This window comes from Corynebacterium sp. CNJ-954, assembly GCF_001942345.1.
Taxonomy (GTDB): Bacteria; Actinomycetota; Actinomycetes; order Mycobacteriales; family Mycobacteriaceae; genus Corynebacterium.
In genome coordinates, this window is the sequence record NZ_MKKI01000022.1 from 34905 (window position 1) to 53579 (window position 18675).

Annotated in this window: 9 protein-coding genes and 1 pseudogene; 8 read left to right on the top strand and 2 right to left on the bottom strand. The window is 68.0% G+C overall.

The window, feature by feature from the left end:
- The first annotated feature begins 401 nt into the window (after positions 1-401).
- The 5 genes and pseudogenes from BJF89_RS08085 (at position 402) to BJF89_RS08105 (ending at position 14409) form a co-directional block, all read left to right on the top strand.
- Positions 402-791: a hypothetical protein gene (locus BJF89_RS08085; RefSeq protein ID WP_075813891.1), complete on the top strand. Its 390-nt coding sequence runs from the start codon at positions 402-404 to the stop codon at positions 789-791.
- Between the two features lie 380 nt (positions 792-1171).
- The gene (locus BJF89_RS08090; protein WP_075813893.1) at positions 1172-3067 is read left to right on the top strand and encodes a biotin carboxylase N-terminal domain-containing protein; all 1896 of its coding nucleotides are present in this window, start codon (positions 1172-1174) and stop codon (positions 3065-3067) included.
- Between the two features lie 143 nt (positions 3068-3210).
- Positions 3211-4631 (top strand): annotated as a pseudogene (locus BJF89_RS08095) (acyl-CoA carboxylase subunit beta).
- A 23-nt stretch (positions 4632-4654) separates the two neighbouring features.
- Entirely contained in the window at positions 4655-13939 is a 9285-nt protein-coding gene (locus BJF89_RS08100) for a type I polyketide synthase (RefSeq protein ID WP_075813895.1), read from the top strand.
- A complete protein-coding gene (locus BJF89_RS08105; RefSeq protein ID WP_075813897.1) occupies positions 13936-14409 on the top strand; it encodes a holo-ACP synthase in 474 nt (157 codons plus the stop codon). The genes BJF89_RS08100 and BJF89_RS08105 overlap by 4 nt, the downstream gene beginning before the upstream one ends.
- A gap of 72 nt (positions 14410-14481) precedes the next feature.
- Here BJF89_RS08105 and BJF89_RS08110 read toward each other — a convergent pair whose 3' ends face one another.
- A complete protein-coding gene (locus BJF89_RS08110; RefSeq protein WP_255372540.1) occupies positions 14482-15147 on the bottom strand; it encodes a heme-binding protein in 666 nt (221 codons plus the stop codon).
- 76 nt (positions 15148-15223) lie between these two features.
- Here BJF89_RS08110 and BJF89_RS08115 point away from each other — a divergent pair, with 76 nt between their 5' ends.
- From BJF89_RS08115 to BJF89_RS08125, 3 genes are all read left to right on the top strand, one after another.
- A complete protein-coding gene (locus BJF89_RS08115) occupies positions 15224-16384 on the top strand; it encodes a sensor histidine kinase (protein WP_075813899.1) in 1161 nt (386 codons plus the stop codon).
- 14 nt (positions 16385-16398) lie between these two features.
- A complete protein-coding gene (locus tag BJF89_RS08120; RefSeq protein ID WP_255372541.1) occupies positions 16399-17007 on the top strand; it encodes a response regulator transcription factor in 609 nt (202 codons plus the stop codon).
- A gap of 156 nt (positions 17008-17163) precedes the next feature.
- Positions 17164-18348 (top strand): ankyrin repeat domain-containing protein, encoded by a 1185-nt coding sequence (locus BJF89_RS08125; protein ID WP_255372542.1) that lies wholly within the window; start codon positions 17164-17166, stop codon positions 18346-18348.
- A 60-nt stretch (positions 18349-18408) separates the two neighbouring features.
- On the opposite strand, the gene BJF89_RS08130 is transcribed toward BJF89_RS08125, so the two are convergent.
- On the bottom strand, positions 18409-18672 hold the full coding sequence (locus tag BJF89_RS08130) for a hypothetical protein (protein ID WP_075813903.1): 264 nt from the start codon (positions 18670-18672) through the stop codon (positions 18409-18411).
- Positions 18673-18675 lie beyond the last annotated feature (3 nt).

Here is an 18675-nt window from a genome sequence, read left to right on the forward strand (position 1 = left end):
TGAGTTCGTCCTCAGTTGCCGGTCGCAGAATCGTAGTCTGACACCGTCGGGCGAAGGTCGCCCCCTGACGCGCTGGTGCCAGATCCTCGAACTCCGGTAGCCCGGAGAGGTAGACAGCGATCGGCAGAAAGCGCCTGATCTGCCGCCTGTCTGGAGTGGTCACCGTGACTTCGTGGGCGAAGGATATCCGACCAATCGCTGAGTTCGGAGGTTCGGCCGACCCAGACCTGTGGAATCGCATCAGATCCTGGGACGAACGGGGAGCCGAAGGGCTCCCGCATGCGTTAGCATCAACACATATGGGGGTGCCTGTTAACGTTAACAGTCGCGATCTGGTCTGTCTTGTGTTGCGTCCGCTGATACCGCTGACGGGGGGCTTCAGGCGGCGTAGCCTGAGCCGCATGACTACATCTGAGAGCAGCCGGGCGACGACCCGGGCCGTCGTCTGGGCGACTGTCTTCGGCGGTGCAGGCATCCTGCATTTCGCGCAGCGACGCTTCTACGATTCCCTGGTTCCGGAGGAACTCCCTGGCGAGCAGAGGTACTGGACGTGGGGGAGCGGGGTCGTGGAGCTCGCCCTTGCGGCGGCGATCGCCAACCCGTCCACCCGTGCGGCATCGGCGACACCCGCAACGCTGTTTCTGCTCGGTGTGTGGCCCGGCAACATCAAGATGGCGCTGGACTGGCAGAAGTCCGAAAAGAAGAGCGCACTCATGAAGATCGGCGGATGGGCCCGCGTGGCAGGGCAGGTTCCGATGTTCCTCTCGACACGGAAGCTGGGGGAGAAGTAGCCGACGTTTTTCGGTCATTCAGGTTGTTTCGTTTGGGGGACGACAATCTGATAATCACTATGTCCGTAATAGTGTCCGCATAGAGTGACGCAGCACACATGTTGCTGACCGGGGGGTTGCCGGAGACGACCACGGGGGTGGCTGCCGGTCCACGGGGGACGGGTGTGAGGAAATGCTTGTTGACCTAAGGAAATTCCGGGAGCGAGGGGTGCTCCGCCATCGTGCACGGGGGTGGGGCATGTATATGTGCAGAACTGAATGAGTCGGAGCAGTCCGGGGCGCTTCCTAGAGTTCATCCCTATTCACGCGACCCGTGCCCGACCCATGTCCGGGCCCGTTCGTGCTGAGCCTCCATGAACCGACTCTCCGAAAGGAGCCCGATGCCGTCCACCATCCTCGTGGCCAATCGTGGCGAGATCGCCGCACGTGTCGTCCGTACTGCCCGTGACCTGGGCCTACGGTCCGTCGCCGTGTATTCCGACCAGGACATCGACTCACCTGCGGTCGCCCTGGCCGATGACGCGTACTCCCTGGAGGGAACCACACTCCAGGAGACCTACCTCGACATCGCCAAGATCATCGACGTCGCCCAGCGTTCCGGGGCGGACGCCGTCCACCCCGGTTACGGCTTCCTCTCCGAGGTTCCCGACGCAGCCCAGGCTGTCGCCGACGCCGGACTGACCTGGCTCGGCCCTGCCGCCGACACGATCCGGCAGCTCGGCGACAAGATCAGTGCGCGCCGTACCGCCCTGGCGGCCGGTGTCTCGCCGGTTCCCGGCACCACCGACCCGGTGCAGTCCATGGAGGAGGTCGACGACTTCGTCGCCGCCCACGGTTACCCGATCGTCCTCAAGCGCTCTGACGGAGGCGGCGGACGTGGAATCGAGGTCATCCGCACCGCGGAGGACCTGAAGACCTTCGCCGCCGGGCACGCCATGGCAGGCGGTGACCTGGACAAGTTCTTCATGGAGCGCTTCATCCTCTCCGGGCGCCACATCGAGACCCAGTGCATGCGTGACTCCCACGGCAACTTCGCCGTGGTGACCACCCGCGACTGCTCGGTGCAGCGTCGCCACCAGAAGGTCATCGAGGAAGCTCCGGCCCCGTTCCTCCCCGACGGCGCGGAGGAGACACTGAACGCCTGGTCCAAGGCCCTGTTCGACCACACCGACTACGTGGGCCTGGGTACCTGCGAGTTCATGCTCACCGAGGAAGGCGAGCTGTTCTTCCTCGAGGTCAACCCCCGTCTCCAGGTGGAGCACACCGTCTCTGAGGAGGTCACCGGTCTCGACCTGGTGGAAGCTCAGTTCACCATCGCCGACGGCGGCACCATCCCCGAGGTCCCCGAGGTCCGCGGCCACTCCATCGAGCTGCGCATCACCTCCGAGGATCCGGCCAAGGACCTCACCCCGACCGCCGGCAAGATCAAGGAACTCGAGTGGCCGGCCGGCCACGGTGTCCGGATCGAGACCGGTGTCCGGCTCGGCGACAAGGTCTCGCCGGAGTTCGACTCGATGATCGCCAAGCTCATCGTCACCGGCCCGGACCGTCCACGTGCGATCGCCCGCGCCCGCCGTGCGCTGGGCGAACTGTCCATCAAGGGCATCGCCACCTCCACTCCGGTGCTGGACCTGATCATGGCCCACCCCGACTTCGACGGCACCAACGGCCACCGTGATCTGCGGGTCCGTACCCGGTGGCTCGAGACGAGCTTCCTGCCCGACGTGGACCTGGAGAAGCTCGGCCAGGATGCCGCGGCCGAGGAGGAAGGCGGCATTGCTGCGGCGCTGCGGACCTTCACCGCCCAGATCGACGGCCGCCGTCACCGGATCACCCTGCCCGAGGGGCTCGCGAGCCTCGGCTCGATGATGCAGAGCGGTTTCGGCAGCCTCGGGGAGAAGGGCCAGGAACTCGGGGCCCGCTCCCGGCGCAGCCAGCCGCGGCGCGGTTCGCGCCGTCGTGGCGGCGACGCCGCAGGCGCCGGTGCAGCCACCACCGGTGAGTCACTCACCGCCGAGGGTGCTCTGCAGTCCCCGATGCAGGCCATCGTCGTGCGCATGGGAGCCGAGCCCGGAACCACGGTCAACGAGGGTGACGTGGTCATCGTCCTGGAGGCGATGAAGATGGAGAAGTACATCCACGCCCCGGCCGGCGGCACCATCGCGTCGATTGACGTCGCGGTCGGCCAGAACGTCAACGCCGGCGACACGCTGCTGCACATCGACACAGCTGACACAGCTGACACCGCCGAGAACACCGAGGAGGCCGCGGAATGACCGCTCCCGAGAAGACCGCCAAGGTCGAGAAGATCGCTGCGAAGGCGTCCGTCGACTATGACGCACTCGCCGCCGCCGCGGACGAGAAGGCGCAGAAGTTCCAGCACGGCAAGGGCAAGATGACCGCCCGTGAGCGCATCGACATGCTCTGCGACGAGGGCTCCTTCGTGGAGTTCGGTCGTTTCTTCGGCGGCGACCCCGCCGAGGGGTTCCTCGGTTCTGCCGTCGCCACCGGTTTCGGCACCATCGACGGCCGGACGGTCGCCATCTACGCCCAGGACTTCTCCATCCGTGGAGGCACCCTCGGCAAGGTCGAGGGCCAGAAGATCACCGACCTGATCGACCGCGCCATCGCCGAGCGTGTTCCCTGCTTCGGCCTGCTGGACTCCGGCGGAGCCGGATCCAGGAAGGTGTCGCAGCGCTGTCGTGGTACGGCCGTATCTTCCGTAAGTCGTGTGAGGCCTCCGGCTTCATCCCGCAGATCTCGTTGATCCTCGGCCCGTGTGCCGGCGGTGCCGTCTACTCCCCGGCGCTGACCGACTTCGTCATCATGCCGCGGGAGAACTCGCACATGTTCGTCACCGGCCCGGACGTGGTCAAGGCCGTCACCGGTGAGCAGATCAGCCTGGATGACCTGGGAGGTGCAGAGATGCACAACAGTGTCTCCGGTGTCGCCCACTACCTCGCCGAGGACGAGGAGGACGCGATCGACTACGCGCGCGCCCTGCTCAACTACCTCCCTCAGAACTGCAACGAGGAGACCCCCTCCTACGAGTACGTCCCCACCGAGGAGGACCTCGAGGCCGCACGAGGCGTCGGTGACATCGTCCCGGCCGACAACCGCATGCCCTACGACGTCGTCGAGGTCATCGAGTCACTGGTCGACCACGGCGAGTTCGTCGAGGTCCAGGAGCACTGGGCCCGGTCCATCGTGATCGGATTCGCCTGCATCGAGGGCAAGCCCGTCGGTATCGTGGCCGACCAGCCGATGCACAACGCCGGCACCCTGGACGTCGAGGCCTCGGAGAAGACCGCACGCTTCGTGCGCTGCTGTGACGCCTTCGGCCTCCCCGTCGTCACCCTAGTCGACGTGCCCGGCTACCTCCCCGGTGCCGAGCAGGAGCGTGCCGGAATCATCCGTCGTGGCGCGAAGGTCATCTACGCCTACGGCAACTGCACCGTCCCGGTGGTCACCATGATCACCCGCAAGTCCTACGGCGGTGCGTACATCGTGATGGGTTCCAAGGGCATCGGGGCGGACTTCGCCTTCGCCTGGCCGGACGCCGAGATCGCCGTGATGGGTGCCGAAGGTGCCGTCCAGATCCTGCGTCGCCGCGACATCGCCGCCGTTCCGGACGAAGAGAAGGCCGACTACACCAAGCAACTCGCCGACGAATACCAGGCCGAGAACATCAACCCGAACTTCTCCGTGGAGACCGGCGAGATCGACCGCATCGTGGCACCCGCTGACACCCGCGACACACTCGCCTCCGCCCTGCGCTCCCTGCGCACCAAGGACCGCGACCGCCGCCACTTCAAGTTCCACTCCAACGGGCCCCTGTGACCGACAGGGTGATTAAGGACATCATGACTGACACCTCCTCCAGCTTCCTCGCGCGCCTGAACGGCGGCAGCGAGAAGACCGCCCTGCTCTTCGGCGGACAGGCCACCCCGTGGCGCCCTGCCTGTGCGCAGATCTCCGAGGACCCCACCCTCGCCGGCGAGATCCGTGACCTGATCTCGGCCTCTTCCGACCTGTTGGCCCCGGTCGCGGCCGAGCTGACCGCCGCCACCGCCGGTGCACTCTCCCTCGAGCGGCTCGCCGGGACAGGGTCCTTCGCAGCGGGAGCTTCCGCCCCCGTCTCCGCGGCGCTGTCGGTGCCCGGCATCACCGCCGTGCAGTACGCCCAGCTCTCCGCGCTGAAGAGCGCCGGTTACGACGCCCCGGCCGCGGTCGCCGACGGCCGCGCGACCGCACTGGGACACTCCCAGGGTGTGCTCGGCGCAGCTCTCGTCAACGACAACGGACTCTCCGACGCCCAGATCTTCGCCATCGCCCGCCTCATCGGTGCCGCAGCGGCGCGGACCACCAGGTCTGCCGGCTTCGCCGTCGGTGAGCACACCCCGATGCTCTCCGTCCGTGGCCTGGAGCGCTCCCACCTCGATGCCGTCATCGCCGACGCCGGCGTGGACGTCGAGGTCGCCATCCACAACGGACGGCGTCGGTTCATCCTCTCCGGCACCCCGGATGACCTGGGCGTCGTCGAACAGACCGTCCTGCAGCTCGGTGAGAAGGACGCGGCCGAGCTCGCGTCCAAGACCCGTGGCGGTGCACCGCTGTCACCCCAGACGGAGTACCTCGAGGTCACCGTCCCGTTCCACCACAGCTCCATGGAGCCCGCGGTCGAGCAGGTCGTCGCCTGGGCCGAGCGTTGCGGACTGTCCGGCGCGGAGGCTTTCGCCCGTGCCGTGCTCACTGACCACATCGACTGGGTCTCCCAGGTCACCGAGGCCCGCGACGGCGGCGAGCAGGGGGCCGACTGGTTCCTGGACCTGGGTCCCGGCGTCGTCGCCTCCCGGATCTCCGCCGATCTCATCGAGGGTTCGGGTGCGGGAATCGTCGCCGCCGGCAGCCTCGACGACGTCGACACCCTCGCCGCCCCCGCTGAGGACCCCGAGCGCACCGTCGACTGGTCCACCTACGCCCCGCGGCTGCTCGACCTGCCCACCGGACAGGTCGTGGAGACCGCGTTCTCCCGTCTGACCGGCCGGTCACCGGTGCTGCTGGCCGGCATGACGCCGACCACCGTGGACCCGGAGATCGTCGCCGCAGCCGCCAACGCCGGCTACTGGGCCGAGATGGCCGGCGGCGGGCAGGTCACCGCCGAGGTCTTCGACGCCAACCTCACCAAGCTCAAGGGACTGCTCGAGCCCGGACGGGCCGTGCAGTTCAACGCCATGTTCATGGACCGCTACCTGTGGAACCTCCACTTCGGCGGTCAGCGTGTGGTCTCCAAGGCCCGCGAGTCCGGCGCCCCGCTGGACGGCGTCGTCATCTCCGCCGGTATCCCGGAGCCGGACGAAGCCCCCGAGGTCATCGGCGCGCTCCGCGAGTCCGGTTTCTCCCACATCGCCCTGAAGCCGGGCACCGTCAACCAGATCCGTGCCGGTCTGGGCATCGCCCGTCAGATCGAGGACACCGGCGCCAGCATCATCCTCCAGGTCGAGGACGGCCACGCCGGTGGCCACCACTCCTGGGAGAACCTGGACGACCTGCTCACCGCGACCTACGCGGAGATCCGTCGTCAGAAGAACGTCGTCCTCTGTGTCGGCGGCGGAATCGGAACCCCCGAGCGCTCCGCCGACTACCTCTCCGGTGACTGGTCGGTGGCCCTGGGTCTGCCGTCCATGCCGGTCGACGGCGTGCTCGTCGGCACTGCGGCCATGACCACCAAGGAGGCCAAGACCACCGACGAGATCAAGCAGCTGCTCGTCGACACCCCTGGCGTCGCCGACGAAACCGGTGCAGCCTTCACCGCCCCCAACGGCGGCTGGATCGCCCCGGGGAACTCCGCCGGTGGTGCGACGTCGGGACTGTCCCACCTGCGTGCCGACATCCACGAGATCGACAACTCGGCCGCGAAGTGCATGCGCCTGATCCAGGAGGTCGGTGGATCGCTCGAGGCGGTCAACGCCCGTCGCGACGAGATCATCGAGGCGATGAACAAGACGGCGAAGCCGTACTTCGGTGAGCTGGAGAAGATGACCTACGCCGAGGTCGTCCGTCGCTTCGCCGAACTGAGCTTCCCGTGGGTCGACCCGTCCTGGCTGCAGCGCTTCCAGGAACTCCTGCAGCGCGTCGAGGCACGTCTGACCACCGCCGAGCACGGCCCGGTCGAGACACTCTTCCCGACCGTGGAGTCCGCCGAGGACCCCGAGGCCGCCGTGAAGACCCTCGTGGCCGCCTACCCTTCGGCCGAGGTCGACACCCTGACCCCGCTCGACACCGCATGGTTCATCGCCCTGTGCCGGAAGTACCCGAAGCCCATGGGCTTCGTCCCCGCGATCGACGAGGACCTGCTGGCCTGGTGGGGCAAGGACTGCCTGTGGCAGGCCCAGGACGACCGCTACTCCGCCGACCAGGTCCGCATCATCCCGGGACCGGTGTCCGTCTCCGGCATCACCACCGTCAACGAGCCCGTCGCCGACCTCCTCGGACGTTTCGAGGAGGCCTGCCGCGCCCGTATCGCCGACAGCGAGCCCGCCACGGCGTGGTCCCGTACCGAGGACGCGCAGGACGTCGAGTCCTTCCTCAAGGCCGTGCCCTACATCTCGTGGACCGGCCACCTCATGGACAACCCGGCCCACGTCATCGACGAGGACCGCTACGACCTGGTCGTCGTCAACGACGGCTCCGACGGAAACCCCGTCAAGGTCACCATCGACCTGCACCTGGACACCTTCTGGGACGACACGGCCGCCGGCAGTGGTGACGCGCAGGTCCACGCTGTCCGCAGCCTCCCTGTCCCGCTGATCCTCGACACCACCAGCATCACCGGTGGCCTTCCCGTCGTCGACGAGGAGCGCCTGCCCGACACCATGTACGGCCTGCTCGCAGGTACGGCCGGTGTCGGCAACACCGCGGTCACCGGTGACGAGATCACCGCCATGCCGACGAAGGTCGAGGGGTCCACCTCCGAGACTGCACCGTTCGGCACGTTCAACTACAACTTCACGCTCACCGAGTCCCTCGGTTCCGAGCACGCCGGCGTGACCGGCGACGGCCTGGGCGACCTGTCCGAGGTCGGTGGCGGTGCCACGCGCGCCTTCATCGTCCCGGACGCCCTCCTGGGGACCTGCTGGCCGGCGATCTACGCCGCCCTGGGCTCCGCGATGGTCAACGATTACCCGGTCATCGAGGGCCTGCTCAACGCCGTGCACCTCGACCACACCGTGGCGCTCGAGGTCTCCGCCGAAGAACTCGCCGAGCGCGCCCCGTTCCAGATCACCGTGACCAGCTGGGCCGCCGGCATCGAGGAATCCTCGTCCGGACGTGTCGTCACCGTGCACCACCACATGCACGACGACCAGGGCACCCTGCTGGGACGTCAGACCGAACGCTTCGCCATCCGTGGTCGCGCGTTCGGCACCACCCCGCCCGCGGATCCGGCCCTGGCCGGTGGCACCGGCGCGGAGACCACCGACACCCCGCGCTCCACCCTGCTGCGCACCCGGGTGAACGCCCCGGCGGAGATGACCCCCTTCGCCTGGGTCTCCGGTGACTTCAACCCGATCCACACCAGCCACGTCGCTGCCCGCGTGGCAGGACTGCAGGCACCGCTGGTGCACGGCATGTGGCTGTCCGCCACCGCCCAGCACGCCGCGTCCGCCGCCGGCTCCGGTCACCACATCCTCGGCTGGACCTACCGCATGTTCGGTCTTGTCCAGCTGGGCGACCCGGTGGACATCCAGGTCGAGCGCACCGGCCGCGTCGCCGGTGGCGGCCTGCTCCTCGAAGTGACCTGCCGGATCAACGACGAACTCGTGTCCCAGGGCACCGCGGTCACCGCCGCGCCGTCCACCGCGTACGTCTACCCGGGCCAGGGCATCCAGTCCAAGGGCATGGGTCTGGACGAGCGCGCCGCCTCCAAGGCCACCGCCGCCGTCTGGGAGCGGGCCGACGCCCACACCCGCGCCACCCTGGACTTCTCCATCCTCACCGTGGTCCGCGACAACCCCACGTCGCTGACCGCCAACGGTGTGACCTACCACCACCCGGACGGCGTCCTCTACCTCACCCAGTTCACCCAGGTCGCCCTGGCCACGCTGGCGCTGGCGCAGACCGCCCGGCTGCGGGAGGCCGACGCCCTGGTCGCCGACGCCTACTACGCCGGTCACTCACTCGGTGAGTACACCGCACTGTCGGCCTATGCCGGCACCATTGAGCTGGAGACCGTGCTCGAGGTCGTGTTCCACCGTGGTTCCACGATGCACCACCTCATCCCGCGTGACGAGAACGGCCGCTCGAACTACCGGATGGGCGCCCTGCGTCCCAACCAGTTCGGCGTCGACGACGACCACGTCGTCGAGTACGTCAACTCCGTGGCGGAGCAGTCCGGTGAGTTCCTCGAGATCGTGAACTTCAACCTCGCCGGCGAGCAGTACTCCGTCGCCGGTACGGTCGCCGGTCTCGCCGCCTTGGAGAAGGACGCGGCGAAGCGGACCGCAGCGGCCGGTGGCAAGGGATCGTTCATGATGGTCCCGGGCATCGACGTGCCCTTCCACTCACGAGTCCTGCACCCCGGTGTGCCGGACTTCCGCGAGAAGCTCGACGACCTGCTGCCGGAGACCATCGACCACGAGGTGCTCGAGGGCCGCTACATCCCGAACCTCGTCGCCCGCCCCTTCGAGCTCACCCGCGAGTTCGTGCAGTCCATCCTGGACGTCGTCCCCGCTGAACCCGCCCAGGAGATCCTGGACAACTGGGACGCCCGTACCAAGGACGAGGCAGGACGCGCCTCGGTCGCCCGCACCCTGTTCATCGAGCTGCTCTGCTGGCAGTTCGCTTCCCCGGTGCGGTGGATCGAGACCCAGGACCTGCTGCTCGCCAGCGACCGCCTGGACATCGAGGAACTCGTCGAGATCGGTCTCGGCGCCGCCCCGACCCTGGCGAACCTCGCCACGAAGACCCTGAAGCTGCCCCGCTTCACCGGTGCCGACGTCGCTGTGCGCAACGTCCAGCGTGACGAGAAGCTGGTGTACCACGAGGACGTCCAGACCATCGAGGCCCCGGTTGACGAACCGGCCGAAGCGGAGCGCGAGAGCGTTCCGACCGGTGACGTCGTCGCCGAGGCACGTCCGGACGCCTCCGCACCGTCGCCCGCCGTCGACGAGGGCTACGCCACCCCGGAGCCCCCGGCACCGGCAGGCTCGGTGGAGCGTCCCGCGGACCTGCCGTACAAGGCGTCCGACGCGATCAAGACGCTCCTGGCCTACGCCAACAAACTGCGCCCGGAGCAGATCGGTGGTGCCGACACGACCGGCACACTGACCAACGGTGTGTCCTCACGGCTCAACCAGCTGCTCATGGACATCTCCGCTGAGCTGGGGCTGTCCAGCGTCGAAGGCGCGGCCGAGGCCGACGTCACGACCCTGTCCGCCACCGTGGACGCGGCCGCGCACAACTACGCGGCATTCGGACCGGTACTCGGTGAGGCGGTGAAGGACCGGCTGCGCAAGCTCTTCGGTTCTGCAGGCGCCAAGGCCACCGCCATCGCCGACCGCGTCACCGGCACCTGGGAGCTCGGGCCGGGCTGGGTCGACCACGCGACCGCACAGATCCTGCTCGGTTCCCGTGACGGTGCCTCCGCACGCGGCGGCGACCTGTCGACCCTCCCGACCTCCGCCACGTCGATGAACGACGTCAACGCGATCATCGACGAGGCAGTCACCCAGGTCGGTGCCGCCCACGGCATCCCCGTGGCGAAACCGAGTGCCGGCGGTGCCGGTGGTGGAACCGTCGACTCCGCGGCACTGGACGCCTTCGCCGAGGAAGTCACCGGCGATGACGGTGTGCTGGCCAACCTGGCCCGGCACATCCTGCACGACCTGAACCTGGACATCCCGGAGGCTTCGTCCTTCAGCGACCCTGAGGCCGACGAGACCGCCGCCATCCTGCAGGCGGTCAGCGAGGAGCTCGGTGCCACCTGGCCCAAGCAGGTCGCCCCGGTCTTCGACGACCGTCGCGCCATCCTCATCGACGACCGGTGGGCCACTGCCCGGGAGGATATCGCCCGCCTCGCCGCCGGTGAGGAGATCGCGGAGTCCGCGACCTTCCGCGGCACCGGCGAGACCGTCGCGAAGCACGCCGACTGGTGGGCCACGCATACCACCGACGCCCAGCTGGCGACCCGTTTCACCGACATCGCCGCAGCGGCCCGGGACGAGACGACCACCGGTGAGTTCGCCGGACAGGTCGCCGTCGTCACCGGCGTCACCCCTGCCTCCATCGCCGGAGGCGTGGTCGGTGACCTGCTGGCGGAGGGCGCCACCGTGGTGATCACGGCCTCCCGGATCAGCGCTGCACGCCTGGAGTTCATCAAGAAGCTCTACCGGGAGCACGCGTCGGCGGAAGCGAAGATCTGGCTGGTTCCGGCGAACCTGTCGAGCTACCGTGACATCGACGCCCTCGTCGACTGGATCGGCAATGAGCAGACCGAGACGGTCGGTTCGGAGAAGAAGCTGGTCAAGCCGGCCCTCGTGCCTGACCTCTTCCTGCCCTTCGCCGCACCGTCGGTCTCCGGCACGGTCGAGGACGCCGGCGGAAACGCCGAAACCCAGGCCCGTCTGCTGCTGTGGAGCGTGGAGCGTTCCTTCACCGCCCTGTCGCGCATCGGTCACGAGGCCAACCTGGCCCACCGCCTGCACGTGGTGCTGCCCGGTTCCCCGAACCGCGGAACCTTCGGCGGCGACGGTGCCTACGGTGAGACCAAGGCCGCCTTCGACGCCATCTGCAACAAGTGGTCCAACGAGCCGTGGGCTGAGCGCGTCACCATCGCCCACCCGCGTATCGGCTGGGTCTCTGGCACCGGCCTGATGGGAGGCAACGACCCGCTGGTCGACGCCGCAGTCGAGGCAGGCGTGCGTGTGTGGACCCCGTCCGACATCGCCGGCGAGCTGGTCCGTCTGTGCTCCTCCGAGATCCGCGCCGCCGCGTCCATCGGCCCGGTCGACGCCGACCTCACCGGTGGCCTGGACAAGATCAACCTGGTGGAGCTGCGTGAGCAGGCGCTGGCCGACGGCGCATTCGACGTCGCCGGTGACGGTGCCGCCGCCGAGGCCGCCGAGGCCCCGGTCACGGTCAACGCCCTGCCGTCCCCGGTGCGTGCTTCCCAGCCCGTCGCCGGTGATACGGTCGACTCACAGGATGAGCCGTGGGGCGAGGTCACCACTGACCTCGACGACATGGTCGTCGTCGTGGGTCTCGGCGAGGTCAGCGCCTGGGGATCCGGGCGTACCCGCTTCGAGGCCGAGTACGGGGTCCAGGCCGATGGATCGGTCGAACTCACCGCCGCCGGTGTGCTGGAACTCGCCTGGATGACCGGCTTGCTGACCTGGAAGGACACCCCGGTCGCCGGCTGGTACGACGCCAAGGGCGAGATCGTGCCCGAGGAGGAGATCTTCACCCGCTACCGGGACGAGGTCGCCGCCCGTGCCGGCGTGCGCACCTTCGTCGACGACGTCGCGCTCGAGGACGTCCACACCCCGGCTGCCGCCGAGATCTTCCTCGACCGTGAGGTCACCTTCTCCGTGGACTCCGCCGAGGACGCCCAGTCCTTCGTCGAGGCCGACCCGAACTTCACCCGGGCGACCCTGGACGAGGAGACAGGCGAGTGGTCCGTCACCCGACTGCCCGGTGCCCGTGCACGGGTGCCCCGTCGCGCCACGCTGGCGCGCAAGGTCGGCGGCCAGTTCCCGACGGACTTCGATCCCACCCGCTGGGGCGTGCCGGCATCCATGGTCGAGGCCATCGACCGGATCGCCGTGTGGAACCTCGTCGCCACCGTCGACGCCTACCTCTCGGCGGGCTTCACCCCGGCAGAGATCCTGCAGGCGGTCCACCCGTCGGACGTCGCCATGACCCAGGGCACCGGCTTCGGCGGCATGACCTCGATGCGCAAGCTCTTCGTCGAGCGCTTCCTGGAGGAGGACATCCCGTCCGACATCCTGCAGGAGACACTGCCCAACGTCGTCGCCGCACACACCATGCAGTCCTACGTGGGCGGTTACGGTGCGATGATCCACCCGGTCGGCGCCTGCGCGACCGCCGCGGTCTCCGTCGAGGAGGGTGTGGACAAGATCAAGCTCGGCAAGGCCGACTTCGTGGTTGCCGGCGCCACCGACGACATGTCCGTGGAGTCGATCAGCGGATTCGCCTCGATGAACGCCACGGCCAACTCGGACGCCATGGCAGCGAAGGGCCTCAACGAGCGCTTCTACTCCCGTGCCAACGACCGTCGTCGTGGAGGCTTCGTCGAGGCACAGGGCGGCGGCACGATCCTGCTCACCCGTGGCTCTGTCGCGGCGAAGCTGGGTCTGCCGGTCCAGTCCGTCGTCGGCTACGCGGCGTCCTTCGCCGACGGCGCGCACACCTCCATCCCGGCCCCGGGCATGGGCGCGCTGGCCGCCGGACGTGGTGGCCAGGGATCGAAGCTGTCGAAGGAGCTTGCCAAGCTCGGTGTCAGCGCCGACGACATCTCCGTGGTGTCCAAGCACGACACCTCGACCAACGCCAACGACCCGAACGAGTCCCGCCTGCATACCCGCCTGGCGAGGGCCATGGGCCGCACCGAGGGCAACCCGATGTACGTCGTCTCCCAGAAGACGCTCACCGGTCACGCCAAGGGTGGTGCCGCAGTGTTCCAGACAGCAGGTCTGGGGGACATGTTCCGCACCTCGCGGATCCCGGCGAACCGTTCGCTGGACTGCGTTGACCCGGAGATGGCGTCCGCACCGAACCTGGTCTGGCTGCGCGAGCCGTTGCAGCTCAACCGGACGATCAAGGCCGGTCTGCTGACCTCCCTCGGCTTCGGCCACGTGTCCGCGCTGATGGCGCTGGTGCACCCGGAGGCATTCCGGGTTGCTGTCGCCAACCAGCTCGGTGAGGACGCAGCGAAGAAGTGGGTCGCCACCGCATCCGCACGCCTGCGCGCCGGTGTGCGTCGCCGTGAGGCCGGGATGCTGGGCCACCGTGCCCTGTTCGAGGAGATCGAGCACCGTCGTTTCGCCGACGGGGTCGAGATCGACGACGCAGAGCCGGCGATGCTGCTCGATCCGGAGGCACGTGCCGGTGAGGACGGTCTGTTGCGGTGACCGGATCCTCCTTCGTGATCGGTGTCGGCATCGACGTGGTCGACATCCCGTCGTTCGCCGAGCAGCTCGACATGCCGGGGTCGCGGTTCGCCGCGTCCTTCACCGGGGCTGAACGGCGCACCTGCGCAAAGCAGGCGCAGACCAGTGGCAACGAGGCACAGCATCTCGCTGCCCGGTGGGCGGCGAAGGAGGCGTTCTACAAGGCGTGGACCGCGGCCGAGGCCGGCGACGAGATCCCCGGGGCGAGGATGGACTGGTCACAGATCGAGGTGGTCAAAGACCGCTGGGGTCGACCGTTCATCCGCCTGCACGAGCCGCTGGCGTCCGTGGTGGACGGGGCACTGGTCCGTCACTTCGGTGGCGGCGCCCCGGGGAACACGGACAACGGGCATGCGGTCTGGCACCTGAGCCTGTCGCACGACGGGCCTGTCGCCCAGGCCTTCGTGGTCGGGGAGTGGCGCCGGATGTAGTCGACCGCCTCCCGTGGGGACAACGCCTGAGCCCGTGCACCGGATCATCTCGATCCGGTGCGCGGGCTCAGGTCACAGGGCATCCCTGACCGCATTGAGCCCTGCTGCGGCGCATGACTGGTCGTCCATGCCGGACGGAGCGCCTCCGACCCCGATACCGGCGATGGACGATCCGTCCACCTGCACACTCACTCCACCAGGCATGAACAGCGTGTCCGGCAACCGGTGCAGGTCGCTGTCGTCGGCCCGGTCGACGAGCTCGCTCGTGTCCGAACCGAACGCCGCAGCGGTGTATGCCTTGAGCCGGGACGCTTCGATTGTGTGCTCGGCGGCACTGTCCCCGCGGACGAACGCCTGAAGTTGGCCGTTGCGGTCCACCACGGAGACAGAGACGAAGGGGAGGTCGTCGGCCACGCACGATGCGAGTGCGGCGTCGGCCGCGGTCGAGGCAGCCGAGGCACTGAGCCGGTCCGGGTGCACGGTGTTGTCGCTGTTTACGGCGACTGGCTGCGGGTTGTCTGTGGTCGAGGACGCCGAGGTGTCGGACGAAGCATCGTCTGCCGAGCAGCCGACAGCCAGAACGGAGACCGCGACGGCTCCGAGTGTGACGATGGCTCGGCGGGTAGATGTGAACATGTTCTCTCCAGGGGTGTCGGGGGTGGTCAGTGGTTCCTGCTCCATCGTCGCCGGACGGCACCTGCCGCACATCGGCGACTGCGCTACTGTGCCGTCAATCATTTGATTGACGGCCTGATCGTCGGTTGTCGTGGATACTGGTGGGGTGGTGGATGAATGCAATTCTGTACCTCGCGCGGTGATCGGACGCAGGGTCGACGCCGTCGACGTCACCGTCAACATCGGTCTCGGTCTACTGCTTGTCGTGTGTTCCTTCCGGTACTTCGAGAATCACCCGATCGATGTGCGCGGTGTCGGCGTCGTCGTTCTCGCCGTCTTGGTGGCGGCTGCGTATCTTGCGGCAGTCATCGCCGCCTACCGTGACGCGCGTCGTAGTGAGCTGGCGGGTCTGGTTGCGGCGACCGCTCTGTGGGTGCCGTTGGTCGTCGCTGCGCCGTCGTACGGCTGGTGTGCGTTCGCATTGTTCTTCGCTGTGCACCGCGTGCTTCATGGGGCGGTGGCCCTAGTGGTGTCGGTCGTGATCGTCGTGGCGGTCAGTACCGGTCTGCTGATCATGTCGCGTGGTCAGGACCTGGGGTTGGTTCTGGGCCCCCTGCTGGGTGGGGTGGTGATGCTGTTCGCGTACCGTGCGCTCAACCGGTCCCTGGACGAACAGCGTGCGTTGGTCGGGGAACTGCTCACCACGCAGGCTCAACTTGCAGCCACCGAACGTGAGGCAGGGGCGCTGGCGGAGCGGCACCGTGTCGCCAGCGATCTTCACGATACGGCTGTGCAGAGTACCGCGAGCGCCCTGCTTCTGCTCGAGACGGCGGTGCAGAGTGGTGATTCCGCGGGACCTGCGGTCGACGAGGCCCGACAGGTTCTCCGGGAGGCGTTGTCGGAAACACGTCAAGTCCTCCAGGGTCTGACGGTCGCTGACGGTTCGACGGCCTCTGAGACATCCACGACGTCGCCTTTCGTCGAGCTCGTGCAGCAGTATGACGCTGATCTCGTACAGTCGGGCGAGTGCGGTGACCTGCCGCCCGCCCTTGAACAAACCCTGCTCCGGGTCGTACAGGAGGCGCTCCGGAACACGGTGAAACATGCCGGTGATTCGGCGCGTTCTGTGCATCTGCGTATCAACGACGGAATCGCCTCTGTGTCGGTCACGGATGAGGGGGCGGGCTTCGACGCCGTCGCAGAGCGCGGTTCAGACTCGCCACGCGGATACGGGCTCCGGGCGATGGCGTGGCGGATCGAGGACGCCGGAGGAGAGTTCCGGGTGTGGTCGGCGCCGGGAGAGGGCACCGTCGTGTCAGCCGTCGTGCCCCTGGAGCCCGGGGCGGGGGCACAACCGTGATACGTATCCTTCTGGTGGACGATCACCCGGTCGTCCGGCATGGTCTCGGTGCACTGCTCGCCACCCAGGACGACTTCGTGGTGGTGGGGGAGGTCGGTGCGGCGTCTGCGGCGACACAGCTCGTAGGGAATACTCCGGTCGATGTCGCTCTGGTGGACCTGGACCTCGGTGCCGGGATGCCGGATGGCGTTGAGGCGACGAAGGACATCACCCGAGTCTCCGACGGGACACGGGTCATCGTGTTCTCCGCTTTTGATGCGGATGCGGATGTGGTGCGGGCAGTGGAGGCAGGTGCTGTCGGCTACCTGGTCAAGGACATTGGTCCGACGGAACTCTTCCGGGCGGTCCGGGACGCGGCCGGGGGAGGAGGCGCACTCGGTGGTCCCGCGGCCGCGAAGCTGATGGAAAGGATGCGTCGACCGGACGAAGCTCTCACCCCGCGTGAGCTCGAGGTGATTTCCCTGGCTGCCACGGGGATGGGTAACCGTGAACTCGCCAGGACTATGAGGGTCAGTGAGGCGACGGTGAAGACGCACCTGCACCGCATCTTCACCAAACTCGGTGTCGACAGCAGGCAGGCGGCGATTGCGGCGGCCGTGGGCCGCGGCCTCATCCGTTTTTGAACTCACCGGCGGCAGGGGCCCGTCGAGTCCACCGATTGATGGACAAGAGTATGGACGCATCGTGGACGTGGGCGGTGGCCTGGCTCTCTTAACGTGGTGACAGGGACACCGACGTACGTACAGACCCCGCCGGGGTGTCACGAGGAGGAGACGCGAATGCATGATCGACGGCACGGCCGGACAGTGCACGGGATGATCCTGATCCTCGCTCCGGCGGTCCTCGTGGGATGCGCCGGGAGCCCGGAGCCGACGAAGACTTCCACCACCACGTCGGTCACCGCAGCAGCACCGTCAGCAGCAGGACGTACCGGTGGTGGGCAGTCGACCCTCGACGCGGAGCTGATCGATGCGGCCTGGCGCGATGACGTGGACCGTGTTGAACTCCTGATCGGTCGTGGGGCCGACGTCAACGCCATCGACGACACCTCACAGAACACTGCCCTCACCCGTGCAGCGGAGCGGGGTCACGCCGACATCGTGGGGATCCTCCTACAGACGGGTGTCTCCGTCGACCATGTGAACAACCTCGGGTGGACCGCGTTGCACGCCGCCCTTGAGTTTGCGCCGCAGGCGGGCGGGGAGCGTCGCGGGAGCGTGCAGGACTACATCGACGCGGCACGCCTCCTTGTCGCCGCAGGTGCAGATACCGGGCTTCCCGTGCGGTCCGACGGCCGGACGCCCCTGGAGCTCGCCCGCGGTGCAGGTCTGTCATCGCAGGTGCGACTTCTCGAAGATGCGGAGAGGGCAGTTCCCCCCGCCCAGGGCGAACTCGGTGACGCCGCCGGGCGCGGCGACGCCGATGCCGCAGCTGTCGCGCTCAGGCACGGTGCGGGACTGGAGGAACGGAACCGGCGACAACAGACACCGCTGCTCGTCGCGGCTGCTGCCGACCACCTGGATGTCGCGCGCCTGCTGGTCCGGGCGGGAGCGGATCCGAACGCCGTCGATGACCGGGACGATACGCCCTGGCTCGTCACGGGTGTCACCGGGTCAGTACAAATGGGGCGGCTCCTCCTGGACGCCGGGGCCGACCTGACGTTGACGAACCGGTTCGGGGGACTGTCACCGATCCCGGCGTCCGAACGTGGACACGCTGACTACGTGGAGTGGGTCGTGTCGACCGACGTCGACCTTGACCATGTGAACACCCCCGGCTGGACTGCGCTGCTGGAGGCCGTGGTCTACGGCGACGGCAGTGCGCGGTACCAGAGGATCGTCCGAACGCTGCTCGATGCGGGTGCGGACAGCGGGATCGCCGATGCGGAGGGCAGGACGGCCCTTGACCATGCTGCGAACCGTGGTCAGACCGTGATCGCGCGGATACTGCAGGATGAGCGTTGACACCGGCTCCCGGTGTATTCGCCCCGTCGCCCGATCAGCTCAGACGACTGGCAGGAGACGTCAACCGTGGTCCCATGTGTCCGGGACGTCACGGTCACAGAGCACAGGCAGAATCGTGGATGACCGGAGAGACCGGAAGTAACGCAGGAGGAACACCGAGGATGACGACGAACGACAGTCGAGGGATACGACACCGGTTCCGCCGCGGGAAAGCACCGTGGCGGCGGAATAACCCGGATACGCCCACGGCACGATGGTCAGTGAAGGATCATCTCGGGGAAGCGACGGGCCGGTTCCGGCTTCGGGGATCTTGACGCGGTACAAGAC

Bases quoted from the DNA above. Each gene is read 5' to 3' on its own strand.
- BJF89_RS08085 (WP_075813891.1), top strand. From the start codon at position 402: ATGACTACATCTGAGAGCAGCCGGGCGACGACCCGGGCCGTCGTCTGG.
- BJF89_RS08090 (WP_075813893.1), top strand. From the start codon at position 1,172: ATGCCGTCCACCATCCTCGTGGCCAATCGTGGCGAGATCGCCGCACGT.
- BJF89_RS08100 (WP_075813895.1), top strand. From the start codon at position 4,655: ATGACTGACACCTCCTCCAGCTTCCTCGCGCGCCTGAACGGCGGCAGC.
- BJF89_RS08110 (WP_255372540.1), bottom strand. From the start codon at position 15,147: ATGATTGACGGCACAGTAGCGCAGTCGCCGATGTGCGGCAGGTGCCGT.
- BJF89_RS08125 (WP_255372542.1), top strand. From the start codon at position 17,164: ATGCATGATCGACGGCACGGCCGGACAGTGCACGGGATGATCCTGATC.